Genomic DNA, 19,725 nt, shown 5'->3' with positions numbered 1-19,725 from the left:
GGAATGTGTTTGTGAGCCGGGCATCGGATGGCCTTAGGCTTCGCGAAAGCAAAGTTGGTACAAAAGTAACGTGGGAACACCAGAATGGCTGGCTCATTAGAAAATGAATTTACCGTGGGGTTGGATATTGGAACCTCCAAAATTGTTGCAATTGTTGGCAAGAAGAATAGTGAAGGACAGATCGAAATAGTTGGTATCGGTTCGCACCCTTCTCGTGGCTTAAAGAGAGGGGTTGTTGTCAATATTGAGTCAACAGTTAACGCAATTCAACGAGCTGTCGAAGAGGCTGAGCTGATGGCAGGGTGCCAGATTCACTCTGTCTATGCAGGAATAGCCGGGAGCCATATTCGCAGTATGAATTCGCACGGCATTGTTGCGGTTCGAGATCGAGAAGTTGTTCAGGCCGATATTGATCGTGTTATCGATGCTGCACAGGCTGTGGCAATACCAGCAGACCAGAAAGTGCTGCACATTCTCCCTCAGGAGTTTGTGATTGATAGCCAGGAAGGCATTAAAGAGCCTTTGGGTATGTCTGGTGTGCGTCTAGAAGCAAAGGTGCACTTGGTGACCTGTGCGGTTAACGCAGCTCAGAATATAGAAAAGTGTGTGCAGAAGTGTGATCTGGACGTTGATGACATTATTTTAGAGCAGTTGGCTTCAAGCTATGCGGTGCTCACTGACGATGAGAAAGAGTTAGGTGTCTGTGTTGTGGATATTGGTGGTGGAACAACCGACATCGCAATATTTACCGGTGGTGCGATTCGTCATACCGCAGTAATCCCGATAGCGGGCGACCAGGTGACGAATGATATTGCCATGGCACTGCGTACACCGACACAAAACGCGGAAGAGATAAAGATTAAATATGCCTGTGCCTTGACGCAATTGGCCGGTGCAGAAGAAACCATAAAAGTGCCTAGTGTTGGGGATCGCCCACCACGAGACTTGTCTCGGCAGGCATTGGCTGAGGTGGTTGAACCTCGCTATGAAGAGTTATTTACCTTGATACAGTCAGAGTTACGTAGAAGTGGCTTTGAAGATGTAATTGCCGCCGGGATTGTGTTAACGGGCGGGACGTCAAAGATGGAAGGCGTTGTTGAGTTAGCAGAAGAGATATTCCATATGCCTGTCAGATTAGCATCCCCGCAGGGTGTATCTGGTTTGGCGGATGTCGTCAATAATCCGATGTATGCAACGGGCGTTGGTTTATTGATGTATGGACTGAAGCAGAGGACAACGGATAGTGAGCCGATGATGAGGTCTGAGGGAGGCGAAAGTTTTATGGAAAAAATAAAAACATGGTTTACCGGCAACTTCTAAAAATTGCCTACAAAAACCAACAATACAAAGCAGCAACTAGCAGATTGAAAATATAATATTAGGAGAAAGAGTGATGTTTGAACTCGTAGAGAATGTTTCACAAAACGCCGTAATAAAAGTCGTTGGTGTCGGCGGTGGCGGTGGTAACGCAGTGCGCCACATGCTATCTGGCGATGTAGACGGTGTAGAGTTTATTTGTGCAAATACAGACTCACAAGCTCTAAAAGATCTAGAAAACAAAGCAGTTATCCAATTGGGTAGCACAATTACTAAAGGCCTTGGTGCAGGCGCGAATCCTGAGATTGGACGTCAAGCGGCTTTAGAAGATAAAGAGCGCATTGCGGAAACCCTAAAGGGTGCTGACATGGTATTTATTACTGCCGGTATGGGCGGCGGTACAGGTACGGGTGGAGCACCGATTGTGGCTGAAGTAGCGCGTGAATTAGGTATTTTGACGGTTGCTGTTGTGACTAAGCCTTTTCCTTTTGAAGGCGGCAAGCGTATGAAAATCGCTGAAGCAGGTTTGCAGGAACTGGCTGAGAATGTTGATTCCTTGATCACGATTCCAAATGAAAAACTGCTATCAGTTTTAGGTAAAAATACGACCTTGCTTGATGCATTTGGTGCAGCGAATGACGTACTTCAAGGGGCTGTTCAAGGTATTGCGGATCTAATTATCCGCCCAGGTATGATCAACGTTGACTTTGCAGACGTAAAAACAGTTATGTCTGAAATGGGCATGGCTATGATGGGTACCGGTTCAGCATCGGGTGAAGAGCGAGCTAAGGAAGCTGCAGAGGCTGCGATTAGAAGCCCGCTGCTAGAAGACATTAACCTTCAGGGTGCGCGTGGTATCTTGGTTAACATTACTGCGGGTGTTGACTTGAACTTGGGTGAGTTCTCGGAAGTGGGTAATATTGTAGAAGAATTTGCTTCAGACTCAGCAACAGTTGTTGTAGGTACGGTTATCGATCCTGAGATGACAGATGAACTAAAAGTAACAGTTGTTGCAACAGGTTTGTCAGCTGCAATGGATAAGCCGGTTAAGGTTGTTGACAATACGCCGACTAAAAAGGACGGTACGCTAGATTACGGTGAATTGGAGCGCCCAGCTGTAAGTCGCCGTCGTCCAAGCGTTGACCGCGTAGGTAATGCTGCGGTTGATACGAGCAAAACTGATGCGGCTCCAAGTGTTGATTACTTGGATATACCAGCATTTTTGAGGCGTCAAGCGGATTAATTATCCGCGCCTAATATTACATCTTGATGAATAGTTGATCGTTTTAGTTGGGAAATTCGGCGCATTCTGTTATTATGCGCCTGTTTTTTGACCAGTTCAGCAATTTATAAAGGTTGATAGAAATCAAAATATGATTAAACAGCGCACATTAAAGAATACAATTCGAGCCACTGGAGTGGGTCTTCATTCAGGTAAAAAGGTGTATTTAACGCTTATGCCTGCACCGATCGACTCAGGGATTGTGTTTTGTCGTACCGATTTGTCTCCAGCTGTGGAGATAGAAGCGCGTGCGGAAAACGTAGGTGAGACTTTGCTTTCAACAACGCTTGTTAAAGACGGCGTTAAAGTAGCGACTGTAGAGCATTTGCTTTCAGCCATGGCTGGTTTAGGTATTGATAACTGCCGTGTTGAGTTAAGTGCTGAAGAAGTACCCATTATGGATGGTAGTGCTGGTCCTTTTGTTTTTCTAATCCAGTCTGCGGGAATTGAAGAGCAAGAAGCGGCTAAGAAGTTTATTCGCATCACCAAAGAAGTGACGATCGAAGAAGACGGTAAGAAAGCGACGTTTGTGCCTTTTAATGGCTTCAAAGTTGGCTTTTCAATTGACTTTGATCACCCTGTTTTTCATCAGGGTACTCAAGATGCGGCGATTGATTTCTCGAGCACCTCGTTTGTAAAAGAAGTAAGCCGTGCCCGGACTTTTGGTTTTATGCGTGACTTTGAACGTTTGCAAGCAATGAATCTAGCTCAAGGCGGTAGTTTCGATAACGCAATTGTTGTTGATGACTACAAGGTCTTGAACGAAGATGGTTTGCGTTATGACGATGAGTTCGTAAAACACAAAATTTTGGATGCTATCGGCGACTTATACTTATTGGGCAATAGCTTGATTGGTGAGTTTAAAGGTTACAAGTCTGGTCATGACTTGAACAACAAGTTGCTGCGAAAACTCATCAAGGAAACCGATGCTTGGGAAGTGAATACTTTCGAAGACGCAAGTACAGCTCCAATTTCATATATGAAGCCAGTGTTAGCTGCTTAAGTGGCTGCATAAGAGAAAACCAGCGAGCCGGATATATTGATACTAATCTGCTAATCAGTATGTCTGGCTAACTGAAGTAAAATCTTTTTTAGTTTCAAATCATCAGTATGCTCAGCTTCTTCTCTTAGAATCTGGGCATTTTTTTTGCTTAAGTGTTTAGGTGTACTTGGCGTATCAATGGGTGCTTTGTTTGAAAATGCCCCTTTGGGTCGCACTTTGATTTTGATCTGCTCTATTCTCTCTGGGTGAATTTTTGCATTGAGCATAGATATCACCTGCTCTTGAGAGAAACGGAATTTGGTCATGAGCGCTGCAGACGAGCAGGTGAGGGTGAGCCTGCCTTGGCTAAAGGCGTTTATTTGAAACTTGCCTTTAAAAGCGCTTGGCAAGGTTTCGTCAAACAGAACTTCCAGCGACTTTCGGCTGGCGGCCTGTTTAATCAGAGACTGAAGATTGTTTGATTTCGCACTCAGTCTTTTTAAGCTGATTTTAGGGGCAAACTTTTGCTGCTTTGGTTGTCTCATAAACTTAAAAGTGTGACAGGCTAAATTGGCTTTGCTAAGTTCGGCGTGACAAGGCTCAAGAGCAAAGCGACTAGCGCTTGCAAAGAGCTTGATGCTTGGTCAAACTAGCGCAAATTGAGTCATGGAATGACATCATGGAATAGGGATATGCTAAAAGAACGATATAAGAAAAGCTATGAATATTATTTTTGTTGGTCGAAACCACGGAAAGTCTAAAACTTATCAGTTAGGAAATAAGCAGCTCGTCATTGTTGGTGCGCTATTTGTTTTTCTCATGGCCGTACTAGTGTTTTCGGGCTACCGTCTACAGACCTGGGTGGCCGGAGAAGCCGAGTCGACTTTAGATAAAGAAATAATTGTTGGTTGGCAGCAAGATATCAACGCACAAAAGAAACAAGTGACCAGGATTAAGCGAGCAGCTCAGGAAAAGGTTGATGCGCTAACCTTAAGAATGGGTGATATGCAGGCCAGACTGTTACGCCTTGATGCGCTTGGTCAAAGACTGACAGAAGTAGCGAAGCTAAAGAATGGCGAATTTGACTTCAGTGCGAGCCCTGCGCTAGGTGGCCCCACCGATGCAAAGCTGGGCGAGTCTTACGTGCTGCCAGGCATTGTTGAAAGTCTTGATCAGATTGACCGACAACTTACTGATAGTGAGCAGCAGCTAGAAGTGATTGACGCGCTGTTTGTTAGCCGCAAAACCCAAGAAGAATTATTTATTGCCGGCCGCCCCATTACCTGGGGATGGATGTCCTCAGCCTATGGCTACCGAACAGACCCTTTTTCAGGAAAGCGTGCCTGGCATGCCGGAGTAGACTTCGCAGGTAAGGAAGATAGTGACATCATCGCCGTTGCCTCGGGCGTCGTTACATACTCAGGTGACCGCTACGGTTACGGTAACTTAGTTGAAGTCAACCATGGTGGAGGCTTCACAACCCGCTATGCTCACTGTAAAGAACTCAAAGCAAAAGTAGGCGATATTGTCGACAAAGGCCAAGTGCTCGCATCAATGGGCAGCACCGGCCGCTCAACCGGCCCTCACGTGCACTATGAAGTACGCAAAAACGGCAAAGTCATTAACCCCAAGAAGTATATTCATCGTCGTTAGTGCCTTATTTCTTTGTTGAGGTAATGGGTCTGATTTACCAAAAACCTGACCCATTTCGCTATTTATCGACTTTTCTTTTGTTTTTCTCTTCTCTGCCCTTGTATTACTTCATCTCATACCCATTTTAGCCTTTGAGCCTGGTTTCAATTCACTGTAGACTTGAACTTATTTTTTCAACAATAATCAGGGATCGCTGTTTCATCTTTGGCTTATCACGCCGAACGTGACCATTAGAAATCAATGTGCGGGCGCATTCTATAGAATAGCGCTCTGTCTGCAGAGCTCTCAATTAACAAGATACGAATATAGAAGATCATTATGTTTTCATCAGCAATGACCAAGATTTTTGGTAGTAAGAACAAGCGCGAACTCAAGAGAATGAGAAAGGTCGTCACGAAGATAAACGCTTTGGAAGAGGATCTTTCCAAACTAGATGATGAAAGCTTAAAAGCTAAAAGTGCAGAGTTTAAGAAGCGAGTTGGTGAGGGTGAGAGCCTGGATCAGATTTTGCCTGAAGCTTTTGCAGTGTGTCGTGAGGCTGGTAAGCGTGTCTTATCTATGCGTCATTTCGATGTTCAGTTGATTGGTGGTATGACGCTGCACGAAGGTCGAATATCAGAGATGAGAACTGGTGAAGGTAAAACGCTGGTAGCAACCTTGGCTGTATACCTTAATGCTCTGGAAGGTAAGGGTGTGCACGTTGTGACCGTGAACGACTACCTTGCAAAGCGTGACTCCAAATGGATGGAGCCACTCTATAACTTTTTGGGCTTAAGTGTTGGTGTTGTCTATGGTGGCCAGCAGCCAGATGAAAAGAGAGCAGCTTACCAGTCAGACATCACCTATGGTACTAATAACGAGTTTGGTTTCGATTACTTGCGTGACAATATGGCCTTCAATCTTGAAGGTAAGTATCAGCGTGGTCTGAACTTTGCGATTGTCGATGAAGTTGATTCGATCCTGATTGATGAAGCGCGTACGCCTTTGGTTATATCTGGCGCAGTTGAGGACAGTTCCAAGCGTTATAAGCAGATTAATGCTTTGGTACCGATGCTGAAGAAAGCGGAGGTAGGTGAAGACGATAAGCCTATTGATGACGGTCACTTCACAATTGATGAAAAATCGAAAAATGTCGATTTGACTGAAGCGGGTCATACCTATCTTGAAGGACTCTTAATTGAGCATGGCGTGCTGGAAGAGGGCGATAGCCTTTACGCTGCGACTAACCTGAACATACTGCACCACGTCTATGCCGCTTTGCGTGCGCATTACCTATATGTGAAAGATGTCGATTATATCGTTCAGAATAAGCAAATTGTTATTATCGATGAACATACCGGCCGAACCATGGCTGGTCGTCGTTGGGGCGAAGGTTTGCACCAGGCGATAGAAGCTAAAGAGAATGTTGCAATTCAGGCTGAAAGCCAGACTTTGGCTTCAACCACCTTCCAGAACTTCTTCCGAATTTATTCGAAACTGGCTGGTATGACGGGTACGGCGGATACCGAAGCATTCGAGTTCCAGCAAATTTATGGTTTGGATGTTGTCGTTATTCCGACAAACAAAGAGATTCAGCGAATTGATCATAACGACCTGATCTATCTGACGCAGGAAGAAAAATACCAAGCGATCATTGATGAAGTAAAAGCTGTGGTTGCGCAAAAGCGCCCGATACTAGTGGGTACTGCATCTATTGAATCATCTGAATTTTTGTCTGCATTACTTAAGAAAGCAGGCATTAAGCACAGTGTATTGAATGCGAAGCAGCATGCTCAAGAAGCTCAGATCGTTGCGCAAGCCGGTTTGCCGGGTGTTGTAACCATTGCGACGAACATGGCTGGTCGTGGCACGGATATTGTTCTGGGTGGTAATTGGGAAGCTGAAATTAAAGCATTGAAAGACCCAAGTGATGACAAGATCGCTAAAATCAAAGCTGACTGGGAAGTACGAAATAAAGCCGTACTTGAGGCAGGCGGGTTGCATATTTTGGGTACCGAACGTCACGAGTCTCGTCGAATCGATAACCAGCTTCGTGGACGATCTGGCCGTCAGGGTGACCCAGGTAGTACCCGTTTCTTCTTGTCTTTAGAAGATAACTTGATGCGTCTGTTTGCCTCGGATCGTGTACGTAACATCATGCAAGCCTTGGGTATGGACAAAGGTGAGGCCATCGAGCACAAGATGGTGAGTAATGCGATTGAAAAGGCTCAGCGTAAAGTAGAAGGCCGTAACTTTGATATTCGTAAGTCCTTACTGGAATACGATGATGTGGCGAACGATCAGCGTAGTGTGATTTATGAGCAGCGTAACTCGGTGATGGAGTCTGATGATATTTCAGATATCGTTGCAGCGATTCGCGAAGAAGTTGTTGATGATACGATCAGTCGCTTTATTCCACCGCAAAGCCTAGACGAGCAGTGGGATATCGCCGGGCTTGAAAGCCATCTTGAGTCAGAGTTTGCGGTTAAACTCCCCGTACAAGAATGGTTGGATAGTGACGATAGCTTGCACGAAGAAACCTTGCGAACCAAGATTATTGAAGAGATCGTTAAAGTTTACAAAGAGAAAGAAGAGACGGCGGGTGCGCAGTCTATGCGTAACTTCGAGAAACAAGTGTTTCTACATATTCTTGATACGCTTTGGAAGGAGCACTTGGCATCAATGGATGCATTACGTCAGGGTATCCATCTACGCAGCTACGCTCAGAAAAACCCTAAGCAGGAATACAAGCGAGAAGCATTTGTTCTATTTGAATCGATGCTGGGCAATTTGAAAAATGACGTGGTACGTGTGACCAGTCACGTGAAGATTCAGACTCAAGACGAGGCTGAAGAGCTAGAGCGACGCAGACAGCAAGAGCTAGAACAGCAATTGGGCCGGGCAAAGACTGAACATGCAGATGCCAATGCAGCCGGTAGTGAAGGTGGCTCGGCTCCGGCGGCTGAAGAAAAGCAGGCCCCTGTGACGCGAGAAGGCCGTAAAGTAGGGCGTAATGAGCCTTGCCCATGTGGCTCGGGCAAGAAGTATAAGCAGTGCCACGGTAAGGTTTCATAGCCTTACTGTTAGTAAATATTTTAATTGGAAGGAATTATGGCTGTTGGTAAGGGTGATTTACCTGCCTTTTTTGACATAGACGGTGCGCGTATCGGTGTTGTTGAGGCTGGTATCAAAACAGAGGGTCGTAAAGACCTGGTTTTGATCGAGCTGGCTCAGGGGAGCACCTGTTCAGGCGTTTTTACAAAGAATGCTTTTTGCGCTGCACCGGTTCAGCTCTGTAAAGCGCACTTGGCGACAGGTAGCTTTGCTCAGGCTTCAAATGCCTATTTAGTGGTGAATACCGGTAATGCCAATGCAGGCACGGGTAAGCAGGGTATGGATGATGCTTTGCAAAGTTGTGCTGCTATAGCTGAACAGTTTGGTGTTGCGCGAGAACAAGTGTTGCCCTTTTCAACCGGTGTTATTGGTGAAAAACTGCCTATAGAGAAGATCGTAGCGGCAATTCCTCAGGCTAAAGTTCAGTTAAAAGGTGATGCTTGGGCCGATGCGGCCGAAGGTATTATGACAACCGATACTCGACCCAAGGGTGTGTCGACTGAAATTAGCTACGCAGGCGAGACTGTTCGTATTAATGGCATCAGTAAAGGCGCGGGCATGATTAAGCCAAACATGGCAACCATGCTGGCCTATGTCGGATGTGATGCGAGCGTGCCTCAAGCTTTGCTAGATGAATTATTGCAGGAGCTTGCTGAGGCCTCATTTAATCGAATTACTGTCGATGGCGATACCTCGACAAACGATTCTTGTATTCTGTTTACGACAGGCAAGTCAAAAGCACCTTTGATTGATAAGTCTCATGCTGATTTTCCAGCCCTTAAAGACGCCTTAAGTGATGTCTTGGTCGAGCTGGCGCAATTGATCGTGCGTGATGGCGAAGGTGCCACCAAGTTTGTAACGGTTCAGGTTGAGCAGGCTAAAAGTACTGAAGAAGCACTTGAAGTGGCTTACACCATTGCTCATTCTCCTTTGATTAAGACCGCCTTATTTGCCTGCGATCCGAATTGGGGTCGTATTCTGGCCGCCTTGGGCCGGGCTTCGATTGAGGCGTTTGATTTGAGCTTGGTCGAGATATACTTGGGTGATGTCAGGATTGTTCATCAAGGCGAGAAGTGTGCCGAATATACTGAAGAGCGCGGTCAGGCAGTGATGGATCAAGAAGAGATCACCATACGTATCGACTTAGCGCGTGGCAGTGTTGAAGAAACGGTATGGACAACTGATTTGTCTCACGACTATGTGACGATTAATGCCGAATACCGGACTTAAGCTTTATTTCTAGATAAAGCATACACTTTTTTGAATTATTATCTGGCTCATAGCTGTAAAGCTTATGGGCCGTTTTTTTGTAAAGGGGCTTATGTCGTCATCAAAAATAGTTCATGTGGCCGTTGGCGTCATAGAGAGAACATCTGCTGCCGGTGCCCGAGAGATCCTGATTTCTAAGCGTCCTGATGAGGTTCATCAAGGCGGCTTATGGGAGTTTCCAGGCGGCAAGGTCGAAAGTGGTGAAACGCTTCCTGTTGCTTTAGCCAGAGAACTGGAGGAAGAACTTGGCCTGGTGTTCGATCCTGAAGAGGCTGGCGCACTGCGACCGTTGATTCAGATTTCTCATGACTATGGTGACAAGCAAGTGCTGCTCGATGTCTGGCTGGTGTCCAAATTCTCGAAAGCGCCAAGCGATGGTCTTGGCCGAGAAGGTCAGCAAGTAAAGTGGGTTGAGTGTGGGGATTTATCAAAATACAGCTTCCCTGATGCTAATGTGCCTATCATCACCGCCTGCCAACTTCCAGAGCAATATATAGTTACGCCTACCTACCCAAATTTGGATAGGGCAAGAAAAGAAGTAGAAGTTTTGTTCGAAAAATGTCCAGGCATGATACTCTTAAGGCAGCCAGATTTAAGTATTGATGAGTATTTTATTTGGCTGGATGACTTGCTGGCGACGATTCCCGGTTTAGGGCAGAGCCTAATGCTGAGTGCGCACCTTGAGTTGTCTTTTGATGCGGAGGCTTCGGCGGAGCTGCTAGGTGAATGCTTGCTTCGTTTTGAGCAATACAAAACGCGTGTTAGAGGTGTTCATTTGCCGACTTATGTGGCGAAGCGTTGTCATGTTAGACCTTTTAAAGAAAACTTTTATTTAGCGGTGTCCTGCCACTCTTTAGATGAGCTGGCACATGCACAAAGTATTCGGGCAGACTTTGCAACATTGTCACCGGTGCAGGAAACAGCTACTCACCCTAATGCCATCGCAATTGGCTGGTCTAGCTTCAGTGCCTGGCTTAAGTTAGCGACGCTGCCAGTGTATGCATTAGGGGGAATGAGCCCTGCTGATTTACCTCGTGCTTTTCAGGCAGGAGCGCAAGGTGTAGCAGGTATTGGTGCGTGGTCTAAAAGATAGCAGCTTGGTCTGATAGAATGAGTCATTAGAGTCTGGGAAAGAGGTAAGTATGTCCGACAATCTAACGCACCTGAATGAGCAAGGTGCAGCGCATATGGTAGATGTGGGTGAAAAAGAAGTTACCCACCGTATTGCACGCGCAGAAGGTTACGTTTTAATGAAGGAAGAAACCCTTCGGATGATTACCGAAGGTCGTCACAAGAAAGGTGATGTATTCGCGACCTGCAGAATAGCCGGAATTATGGCGGCAAAGAAGTGTTCGGAGCTGATTCCCTTGTGTCATGCCTTGAACCTCAGTTCTGTAAGCATAGAGATTGAAGCGCTAGGTCTCGAAGAGGGTGAACCCCGGGTAAGAATGACGGCCCAGTGTAAGCTTGATGCCAAAACGGGTGTTGAAATGGAAGCCTTAACGGCCGTGAGTGTCGCCTGCTTGACTTTGTATGATATGTGTAAGGCGGTTGATAAAGGTATGGTGATCGATCAGGTAAGATTACTCGAAAAGAAAGGTGGCCGTAGTGGTCACTATTTGGCATCGTAAAATTGAACTATTGAGTGAGAGTCGATGAGTATTAATAGCAATCAGTTAATTGACAAGTTTGGCCGTCGCGTTAGCTACGTGCGTATGTCTGTGACTGATCGCTGTGATTTTCGCTGCGTCTATTGCATGGACGAAGAAATGACCTTTGTTCCGAGACAAAAAGTCCTGACTTTGGAAGAAATGCACCAAGTTGCTGAGGCCTTTGTCGAGCTAGGTGTCGGAAAGATACGTTTAACGGGTGGTGAGCCTTTAGTTCGAGCAAACGTAATGTCCTTGTGCGAGTCGGTAGGCGCCTTGCCTGGTTTGGATGAGCTGGTGATGACGACAAATGGTTCACAGTTATCAAAAGTCGCGAAGTCTTTGCTCGCCTCGGGCGTAAAGCGTTTAAACATAAGTCTGGACACTCTAAAGGCTGACAAGTTTAAAGAGTTAACTCGCGTTGGTGATCTTGAAAAAGTGCTTCAGGGAATCGATGCAGCAATTGACGCAGGCTTTGAGAAGATCAAATTGAATGCTGTGATTATGAAGGGTCGGAATGCCGACGAAGTAATCCCCCTGATACGTTTTGCAGTGAGCAAAGGCATTGATATTAGCTTTATCGAAGAGATGCCCTTAGGCGTTATCTCGGAACATAGTCGCGAAGAAGCTTTTTGCTCGAATCAAGAGCTTAAAGAAATTATCAGTGAGGTTTGGCCGCTTCAGGTAGTGTCGACCGGCAATCGCTCCGATGGCCCGTCGCGTTATTATCAATTGCCCGGAGAAAAGACTCGCATCGGATTTATCTCGCCTCATAGTCATAACTTTTGTGGTGACTGTAACCGGGTGCGAGTGACTGCTGAGGGTTTACTTTTGCTATGCTTGGGTAATGAGCATGCGGTTGACTTGCGTGCCGTCTTGCGTGCCCACCCCGGAGACAGAGAGCGTCTGAAGCGAAGCATTATCGAGGCAATGGACCTTAAGCCAGAGCGTCATGAGTTTAACTTGTCTGAAGAGCCTCAAATTGTTCGCTTTATGAATATGACAGGTGGTTAAGCTCCTAAGTCCGAATTTATAGTTTTCGAGCTTCACCTAGATAAATATAGCCTGCGAACTTTGGTGCTTTAGGAGCGTAGAAGCGCTCAATCATTACAATTTCGAACCCGCCTGCTTGAATGAGCTTATCAATCGGGCGGTTCAGGTTACAACCTCCTGCAACACAGCCCCAGGGTTTGTTTAAACGGTGTTGCCATTTCTCAACTTTTGGTTCAGGCGCTAGGCCATGCTCACTAAATAGAAGCTTACCCTCAGGCTTGAGTACTCTATGCATTTGCTGAAGGGCTTTGTGGTAGTCGGGGATTGTGCATAAGGTGAAGGTTAGCAGGATGGTATCAACGCAGTCGTCTTCAAGCGGAATCTCTTCACCAGGTAAGTCCAGCCATTTTACTTCAATATCGGACTTTGCCACCTTAGCTGCGGCCTTTCTTCGCATTCCTTCAGAGGGCTCTAGGCCCCATACAAAGTCGATGTTCTTACTGTTGTAGAATTCAAGGTTGGCGCCAGAGCCCATGCCAATTTCGAGAACTCGTCCGGTGCATTTCGGTACTATTCTTTTACGGAGTTTCTGAATAGGGGGAGAGGTGCAGGCAGCATTGATCAGATGTGGAAGAATACGCTCTTCGTATAGGTTCATTTTCTTAGTTCTTATTATCTTTGGGAGGCTAATTAGAGCAGCTGCTTTCGGGGCTTTCAAGTTATGTAAGTTTGAATTCACTAATTTGTCGCGGAAAAGACAGTTTCAATTTACATTCGAGTTAAGCTCGCTTGTCAGAATGTGATACAATGCGCGCCCTGCAGGTCTTATAGCTTGTTTGGATGCTTGCTTGTAAGCCCTTAGTATGCCTTTTTAGTTTGTGCCAAGAGGATCGTCTGTGAAAGTTCGCTTTATTGAAACATGCCGTTTACCAACGCCTTTTGCCGTGTTTGATATGCATGGCTTTGAAGAGGTGGAGTCTGGTCAGGAGCATGTTGTATTGACCTTAGGGGATATCTCAAACGGTGCTCCTGTATTAGCGAGAACGCATTCTGAATGTCTCACTGGCGATGCCTTGTTTAGTATGCGTTGCGACTGTGGTTACCAGTTAGAGCAGGCGATGCAAAGCATTGCTGATGAAGGTCGTGGTGTATTGCTGTACTTACGTCAAGAGGGTCGTGGTATCGGCTTATTAAATAAGATTCGTGCCTACCAGTTACAAGACCAAGGTGCTGATACGGTTGAGGCCAATGAAAAGTTAGGTTTTGCGGCAGATCTCCGAGATTACACGATTTGTTATGACATGCTCGCACATTTGGGTGTTAAGGAGCTGAAGCTGATGACCAATAACCCACGAAAAGTAAAAGCTTTGCAGAGTGGTGGAGTCTCGGTTGTCGAGCGAATTCCAATTCAGGTTGGCCGTAACCCGCATAATGACGGTTACCTTTCGACCAAGGCGAGCAAATTAGGCCATTGGTTGCGCGACCATCAGGACGATGATGCGCCAGCGGACTAACTGGCGTTTTCGATTGCTTTTCGGTTGCTAAGCGCCAAGATGCTCTGTTCAATTCCTTCTGCATCTAAACCGCACTGTTTAAGCAGGTCTTGAGGCTTACCGTGAGCGACAAACTTATCGGGAAGGCCTAGATGAATGACCTGCGAAACAAGTCCTTGCCCGCGTAAGTATTCAGACACGCCGCTTCCTGCGCCGCCGGCGATCACATTTTCTTCCAAGGTGACCAAGGTCTCGTGCTTATTCGCCAGTTCATCAATCATTTGCGTATCGAGTGGTTTGATAAAACGCATGTCCACGAGTGTTGCATTGAGCTTTTCGGCAGCAGCTTTCGCCGGTTCCAGCAAAGAGCCAAATGATAGAATGGCTATTTTCTTTCCTTCGCGAATTGCTTTGGCTTTGCCTAATTCCAAGGCTTGCATCTCTTTTTCAATTTCTGCACCCGGGCCTGTGCCTCGTGGGTAGCGCACGCAAGCTGGGCCTTCATATTGGTGGCCTGTGTAGAGCATTTTCCGAAGTTCATTTTCGTCCGAAGGCGCCATCACAACTAGCTTGGGAATGCAGCGTAAGAAGGATAGGTCGAAACTTCCGGCATGCGTTGCGCCGTCTTCACCAACCAGGCCAGCCCGGTCTATGGCAAACAAAATATCCAGGTTCTGGATGGCGACATCATGAATGAGCTGATCATATGCGCGCTGTAAGAAGGTTGAGTAAATTGCGACAACAGGCTTCACTCCTTCACAAGCCATGCCTGCTGCCAGTGTTACGGCATGCTGTTCGGCGATGGCAACGTCATGGTAGCGCTCAGGGTAGAGTTCGGAAAAACGAACTAGGTCGGAACCTTCTCGCATCGCTGGCGTAATACCGACGACCCGACTGTCTTGTGCGGCGATATCGCAAAGCCACTGGCCAAAAACGTTTGAGTACTTGGGTTGGCTGGCAGGCTTATTTTCAACAGGGCTTACTTTGGGTTTTGCTTCTATTTTGTTGATTGCGTGGTAGCCAATCGGGTCGATTTCTGCTGGTGCGAAGCCTTTCCCTTTTTTGGTGACAATATGAAGGAATTGAGGGCCTTTCAGCTCCTTCATGTTTTCTAATGTTTTGATTAAGGTTGGCAAGTCATGACCATCGATAGGGCCAATGTAGTTAAAGCCTAATTCCTCAAAAAGCGTACCGGGTGCAACCAAGCCTTTGACGTGCTCTTCAGTTTTCTTGGCAAACTCCATTAGGCCGGGAGTGCTGCTCAGAATTTGCTTGCCGCCATCGCGCATCTGATTGTATGTTTTTCCTGACAGAATTCTCGCCAGATGGTTCTTCAAACCGCCTACGTTGTCCGAAATCGCCATGTCATTGTCATTTAAAATAACTAGCATGTCAGGAGCGATATCTCCGGCATGACTCATTGCTTCAAATGCCATGCCTGCTGTTAGAGCGCCATCGCCAATCACTGCGATAGACTTGCGAGAGCTGGACTGCATTTTTGCAGCCAGAGCCATGCCAAGAGCTGCACTGATTGAGGTGCTAGAATGCCCGACACCGAAGGTGTCGTATTCACTTTCTTCTCTTGCGGGAAACGCCGCAGGGCCGTCATGTTGGCGAATTTTTAATATTTGCTCGCGTCGGCCTGTTAGAATTTTATGAGGGTAAGCTTGGTGTCCAACATCCCATACGACACGATCTTCAGGGGTGTTAAATACGTAATGCAGTGCAACCGTAAGTTCGATGACGCCTAACCCGGCACCAAAGTGACCACCTGATTGTCCGACACTGTATAGCAGGTAGGCTCGCAGCTCATGGCTAAGCTGGGCCAGCTGTTCTTCCGATAGTAAGCGCAACTGAAAAGGTTCATTCACCTTGTCCAGCAATGGCGTATTGGGTCGTTGCAAAGGAATTTCTTGAAAGATCGGAAAAGTTGTATGCATTGGCTATAAATTACAGATAGATAGTAAGGGTCGAAGTATAACAGAAACCTTAAAGGGAGGAGTGCAGTTTTTACGACTTAATCGACGTTACACCTCTTACTTTATTCTGGAAATAATATAGTCACTAATCGCTGTAAGTTGCTGAACATTTTTGTCGCCGAGATTACTCAGCGCGTTGATAGACTCTTGGTGTAGCGCTATAAGTTTTTCTTTAGCGCCCTCTAAACCAAGCTGGGCAGGATAGGTCGGTTTGTTTAGCGCGATGTCAGCACCTTGGGTTTTTCCAAGTGTTTGGGTGTCACTGATAATATCCAGAATGTCGTCTTGAACCTGGAAAGCTAAGCCAATAGCCTGTGCGTAGTTGGTTAGCGCTTCATATTCTTGTTTCGTCACGCCTGACGGGCTGCTTAGCGCGCCTATTTGTACAGAGGCTTCAATCAGGGCACCAGTTTTATGTCGATGCATGTTTTCAAGCTGGCTCAGAGACAAGGTTTGCCCGACAGAGTTAAAATCGATTGCTTGCCCTAGCACCATTCCTCTGGCACCACTTGCTTTTGTCAGCAGCTGGATCATTTTGATCTGGCTTTCGAGACCAAAGTGTTTGGCTTGGCTGAGTAATTCAAAGGCCATTGCTTGTAAGGCATCACCTGCCAGAATAGCCGTGGCTTCATCAAACGCTTTATGGCAGGTGGCCTGACCTCTCCTCAAGTCATCATCGTCCATCGCGGGTAGGTCGTCGTGGATAAGAGAGTAGGCGTGAATAAATTCAATTGCACAGGCTGCATCCATTGCCTGCTCTGCCTGAACTGCAAAGCAGTTGGCTGTCGCTAAGGCTAAAATGGGTCGAATGCGCTTGCCTCCCATTAAGGTGCTATATCGGATCGCTTCGCCCAAGTGAGAGTTTGGCGCGCAAAACTGATCCAGGCGCACCTTAAGTGCTGTATTAATTTGAGACTGATATTCTCTCAGAAAGCTTGGGATACTACTTGAATTATCGTTCACGGTAAGAAGTCTTGTATTGATCGGGTCTTGGGCTAGGCGTCAGTATTGCTTTGCTCTTGGAGCGCATTTAACTCAAAGCCATTGTCGCTTTGAGTTAATACAGATACGCGTTGTTGAGCGCTCTTCAAGGTGTTTTGGCAGTCTTTGCTTAGCTTGACGCCTTGTTCAAAAGCGTCAAGAGATTGTTCCAAAGATAGCTGTCCTTGCTCCATTTTATTGACGATTTCTTCGAGAGCTTGTAGTGAAGTTTCAAAGTCATTAATTGAATCGGAAGAGGACATAAAAATCTCAACTAAAAAAGAGGTAAAAAACAGGAACTTTCAATTTTTCGGGCTACACTAATTGTAAATTAATATGTATTAGTGTGACTACTGCCAGGCGACATAGATCGTTTGATCACGTAAACCTAATCGAACAATTATACATACAGATGAAACTTCCTTGTAACAAAATCACGTAATTATTTTCTTTTTAGCGTGCTTGGAAGTGTCTTGAATTAATAGTCAATTTCAATAGTTGAAGGCATTAAGTGGCATATCTGTAAGATGGGAATTTTTTTCTAGGAGCGTTTAGTGGATTTAGCAACCCTCATTGGCTTACTTGGTGGCTTTTGTATCGTTGTATTTGCAATGACCCTGGGCGGCTCAATAGTTCTGTTTATCGACGTACCCTCGGTTTTGATCGTGCTAGTTGGTTCCTTTCTTGTTTTGATGATGAAATACAACCTTGGGCAGTTTCTTGGCGCAGGAAAGACTGCAGCCAAAGCGTTTATGTTCAAGTTGGAGTCGCCTGAAGAAGTGATTACTTTGGTCGTAGAGCTGGCAGATGCAGCTCGAAAAGGTGGTTTGCTATCGCTTGAAGGGAAGGAGATAAATAATGACTTTCTAGCGCGTGGTATTGCTCTCTTAATCGACGGCCATGATGAAGACGTTGTTAAAACAGTTCTGACGAAAGATAAGAATATGGCCGTTGCGCGGCATAAGGCAGGCGCAAGTGTTTGGTCTGCTCTAGGAGACCTGGGGCCGGCGATGGGAATGATTGGTACCTTGATCGGTTTGGTTGCGATGCTGTCCAACATGGATGACCCGAAGTCCATTGGTCCTGCGATGGCGTTAGCTCTATTGACCACGCTATATGGAGCGATGCTTGCAAATATGGTTGCTATCCCTTTTGCTGACAAACTGACTCTTAGAATGGAAGAGGAAGAGTTGATCAAGTCCATGTCAATCGATGCCGTTTTGGCGATTCAGGCTGGTCAAAACCCACGTGTTATTGAAGCTATGTTGAGAACCTACTTGTCTGAAGGCAAGCGAGAAACAGGTGAAGAATAGTTCTGGTTTATTAAGCAGCCTGTATGTTTTTAGTTTGATCTCTGAGGTAACAACTCGACAATGAGTGATGAAGAAGAAAAAGATTGCGATTGCGTCCCCGGGCTCCCCGCATGGATGGGGACTTTTGCGGATCTTATGTCCCTCCTTATGTGCTTCTTTGTTCTGCTATTATCGTTCGCAGAAATAGATGTACTCAAATTTAAGCGTTTAGCTGGTTCAATGCGTAATGCCTTTGGTGTTCAGAATCAGGTTGATGTTACGTCGATCCCGAAAGGAACCAGTATTATTGCTCAAGAGTTCTCTCCGGGAAAACCAGACCCCACACCTTTGCAAGTGGTGATGCAGCAAACGACTGACTCAGATCACCAGACTCTCGAAGTATTGTGTGAGGCTCAGATAGAGAAAGCCGTTGCAGAAGCTTGTGATGAGTCAACTGAAAACGCTCAGGATAAAAAGGCCCAAATCAGTGAGTTTGTTGCTCAAAAAATGATGGAGCTGGAAGAAGAGGCTGAAACCAAGGCAGAAGAAATTGCTGAGAAGCTCCAGACCGAAGTTGCCAAAGATATGGTGGAGCTGGAAACCCAAGGTCGTAAAATTATTATTCGAATTCAGGAAAAAGGAGCCTTTTCTTCTGGTTCAGCTCAGCTTCAGGATGAGTTTATTCCAGTGCTTGATAAGCTGATTGATATCCTCGAGTCAATTGAAGGTGATATCGCCGTGCAGGGGCATACTGATGATGTGCCGATTCAAACTGTTATGTTCCCATCAAACTGGGATTTGTCGGTCGCAAGGGCTTTGGAAGTTGCGCACGGGCTATTTGATGACGGCTACCTAAAACAAGATAGGTTTAGCATAACAGGCTTTGCGGATACTCGGCCGCTGGTGCCGAATGATACGCCTGAGAGTAGAAAGCGAAATCGCCGGGTAGAGATTATTCTTCAAGAGAAAACTGATAAGCAGGTGAAGGAAGAGCTGCGTGAAGAAAGCAAGACGCTGGATGCTAACTCTCAAGCAATTGATAACTTTTTCGAATTGGACCCTGACGAGATCTTCTAGAAAGGAGAGTGTGTGATGGGTTTATCTAGGGATAATATATATGGGTGTAAATTCAGTGACGCACGACAGTGAAAGAAGACGTTATTTTAGAGTGACGGACCTTGTTGGTCTTCGTTATCGCTTTCTTTCGGAGGGTGAAACTGATTTGGCGGTGCAAGCTCAACCGACTTCTCTGAAGTCTCTGCTGTCACAGATAGAGCACCAGATAGCAACAGATCTGACAGTACTGAAGAATTCCCAACCTGAAATTCATAATATTCTTGATCTTTTTAACCAGAAAATAAATTTGGCTTTTGGCCACGGTCTTGCCTCTGGCCAAGAAGAGGGTCTCGAGCAGTCTACTTCTGCTTGTCAGGTTAATTTGAGTGCTTGTGGAATCGCTTTCCCGCTTGAAGAAAGTGCTGCTTTGAATCAGCATGTTCATATAGAACTAACGCTATACCCCAGTAATACTCGATTGCAGCTCTTAGCAGCTGTTATTGCTTGTGATGCATTGGATGAGAGCATTGATGGCAAGCCCTGGCTTGCGCGCGCTGACTTCGTTAATGTCACCGAAATTGATCAGGAAACATTGGTTCAGCATGTCATTAAGCGCCAGGTTCAACAGCTAAAAGGTAATCGATCTGAAGATGACGGTAGCTTGCAATGAGCTAGAGTCTGTCGAG

The 19,725-nt window shown here is 46.1% G+C and carries 18 protein-coding genes; 13 read left to right on the top strand and 5 right to left on the bottom strand.

Annotation, left to right across the window (positions count from 1 at the left end):
* The first annotated feature begins 84 nt into the window (after positions 1-84).
* From ftsA to lpxC, 3 genes are all read left to right on the top strand, one after another.
* Complete coding sequence (gene ftsA, locus A3766_RS22235) at positions 85-1,320, top strand: cell division protein FtsA (RefSeq protein ID WP_068516361.1); 1,236 nt, start codon at positions 85-87, stop codon at positions 1,318-1,320.
* Positions 1,321-1,393: 73 nt separating this feature from the next.
* Positions 1,394-2,560, top strand: coding sequence for a cell division protein FtsZ (ftsZ, locus tag A3766_RS22230; RefSeq protein ID WP_068516357.1), 1,167 nt, complete (start codon positions 1,394-1,396; stop codon positions 2,558-2,560).
* A 130-nt stretch (positions 2,561-2,690) separates the two neighbouring features.
* Positions 2,691-3,602 carry a UDP-3-O-acyl-N-acetylglucosamine deacetylase gene (gene lpxC, locus A3766_RS22225; protein ID WP_068512462.1) on the top strand — a complete coding sequence of 304 codons (912 nt, stop codon included), beginning with the start codon at positions 2,691-2,693 and terminating at the stop codon, positions 3,600-3,602.
* Between the two features lie 50 nt (positions 3,603-3,652).
* Here the strand turns inward: lpxC and A3766_RS22220 are convergent, their stop codons facing one another.
* A complete protein-coding gene (locus A3766_RS22220; RefSeq protein ID WP_068512459.1) occupies positions 3,653-4,126 on the bottom strand; it encodes a DciA family protein in 474 nt (157 codons plus the stop codon).
* A gap of 175 nt (positions 4,127-4,301) precedes the next feature.
* Here A3766_RS22220 and A3766_RS22215 point away from each other — a divergent pair, with 175 nt between their 5' ends.
* The 6 genes from A3766_RS22215 (at position 4,302) to moaA (ending at position 12,259) form a co-directional block, all read left to right on the top strand.
* Entirely contained in the window at positions 4,302-5,234 is a 933-nt protein-coding gene (locus tag A3766_RS22215; protein WP_068516356.1) for a M23 family metallopeptidase, read from the top strand.
* Positions 5,235-5,552: 318 nt separating this feature from the next.
* Positions 5,553-8,288 (top strand): preprotein translocase subunit SecA, encoded by a 2,736-nt coding sequence (secA, locus tag A3766_RS22210; protein WP_068516353.1) that lies wholly within the window; start codon positions 5,553-5,555, stop codon positions 8,286-8,288.
* Between the two features lie 36 nt (positions 8,289-8,324).
* A complete protein-coding gene (gene argJ, locus A3766_RS22205) occupies positions 8,325-9,557 on the top strand; it encodes a bifunctional glutamate N-acetyltransferase/amino-acid acetyltransferase ArgJ (protein WP_068516350.1) in 1,233 nt (410 codons plus the stop codon).
* 91 nt (positions 9,558-9,648) lie between these two features.
* Positions 9,649-10,689, top strand: coding sequence for a Nudix family hydrolase (locus A3766_RS32510; protein WP_082865281.1), 1,041 nt, complete (start codon positions 9,649-9,651; stop codon positions 10,687-10,689).
* A 49-nt stretch (positions 10,690-10,738) separates the two neighbouring features.
* Positions 10,739-11,227, top strand: coding sequence for a cyclic pyranopterin monophosphate synthase MoaC (gene moaC, locus A3766_RS22195; RefSeq protein WP_068516348.1), 489 nt, complete (start codon positions 10,739-10,741; stop codon positions 11,225-11,227).
* A gap of 24 nt (positions 11,228-11,251) precedes the next feature.
* Positions 11,252-12,259: a GTP 3',8-cyclase MoaA gene (gene moaA / locus A3766_RS22190; RefSeq protein ID WP_068516344.1), complete on the top strand. Its 1,008-nt coding sequence runs from the start codon at positions 11,252-11,254 to the stop codon at positions 12,257-12,259.
* 16 nt (positions 12,260-12,275) lie between these two features.
* Here the strand turns inward: moaA and A3766_RS22185 are convergent, their stop codons facing one another.
* Positions 12,276-12,896 carry a class I SAM-dependent methyltransferase gene (locus A3766_RS22185; RefSeq protein WP_068516341.1) on the bottom strand — a complete coding sequence of 207 codons (621 nt, stop codon included), beginning with the start codon at positions 12,894-12,896 and terminating at the stop codon, positions 12,276-12,278.
* Positions 12,897-13,134: 238 nt separating this feature from the next.
* Between A3766_RS22185 and ribA the strand changes: the two genes are divergently transcribed.
* Positions 13,135-13,752, top strand: a complete 618-nt coding sequence (ribA, locus tag A3766_RS22180) for a GTP cyclohydrolase II (protein WP_068508589.1) — start codon at positions 13,135-13,137, stop codon at positions 13,750-13,752.
* Here the strand turns inward: ribA and dxs are convergent.
* From dxs to A3766_RS22165, 3 genes are all read right to left on the bottom strand, one after another.
* Positions 13,749-15,671 carry a 1-deoxy-D-xylulose-5-phosphate synthase gene (dxs, locus tag A3766_RS22175; protein WP_068516339.1) on the bottom strand — a complete coding sequence of 641 codons (1,923 nt, stop codon included), beginning with the start codon at positions 15,669-15,671 and terminating at the stop codon, positions 13,749-13,751. The genes ribA and dxs overlap by 4 nt on opposite strands.
* Positions 15,672-15,767: 96 nt before the next feature.
* Positions 15,768-16,673: a polyprenyl synthetase family protein gene (locus A3766_RS22170; protein WP_068516336.1), complete on the bottom strand. Its 906-nt coding sequence runs from the start codon at positions 16,671-16,673 to the stop codon at positions 15,768-15,770.
* Between the two features lie 32 nt (positions 16,674-16,705).
* Entirely contained in the window at positions 16,706-16,954 is a 249-nt protein-coding gene (locus A3766_RS22165) for an exodeoxyribonuclease VII small subunit (protein WP_068515370.1), read from the bottom strand.
* A gap of 291 nt (positions 16,955-17,245) precedes the next feature.
* Between A3766_RS22165 and pomA the strand changes: the two genes are divergently transcribed.
* Genes pomA through A3766_RS22150 form a run of 3 tightly spaced genes read left to right on the top strand, consistent with a single transcriptional unit; the run spans position 17,246 to position 19,709 of the window.
* Positions 17,246-18,004 carry a flagellar motor protein PomA gene (pomA, locus tag A3766_RS22160; protein WP_068516334.1) on the top strand — a complete coding sequence of 253 codons (759 nt, stop codon included), beginning with the start codon at positions 17,246-17,248 and terminating at the stop codon, positions 18,002-18,004.
* Positions 18,005-18,064: 60 nt separating this feature from the next.
* Positions 18,065-19,060 carry a flagellar motor protein MotB gene (locus A3766_RS22155; RefSeq protein WP_068553495.1) on the top strand — a complete coding sequence of 332 codons (996 nt, stop codon included), beginning with the start codon at positions 18,065-18,067 and terminating at the stop codon, positions 19,058-19,060.
* A gap of 40 nt (positions 19,061-19,100) precedes the next feature.
* The gene (locus tag A3766_RS22150; protein ID WP_068516205.1) at positions 19,101-19,709 is read left to right on the top strand and encodes a PilZ domain-containing protein; all 609 of its coding nucleotides are present in this window, start codon (positions 19,101-19,103) and stop codon (positions 19,707-19,709) included.
* The last annotated feature ends 16 nt before the right edge of the window (positions 19,710-19,725 follow it).

The sequence above is a fragment of the Oleiphilus sp. HI0132 genome (assembly GCF_001635845.1).
This window is presented reverse-complemented; position numbering and strand designations above follow the sequence as displayed.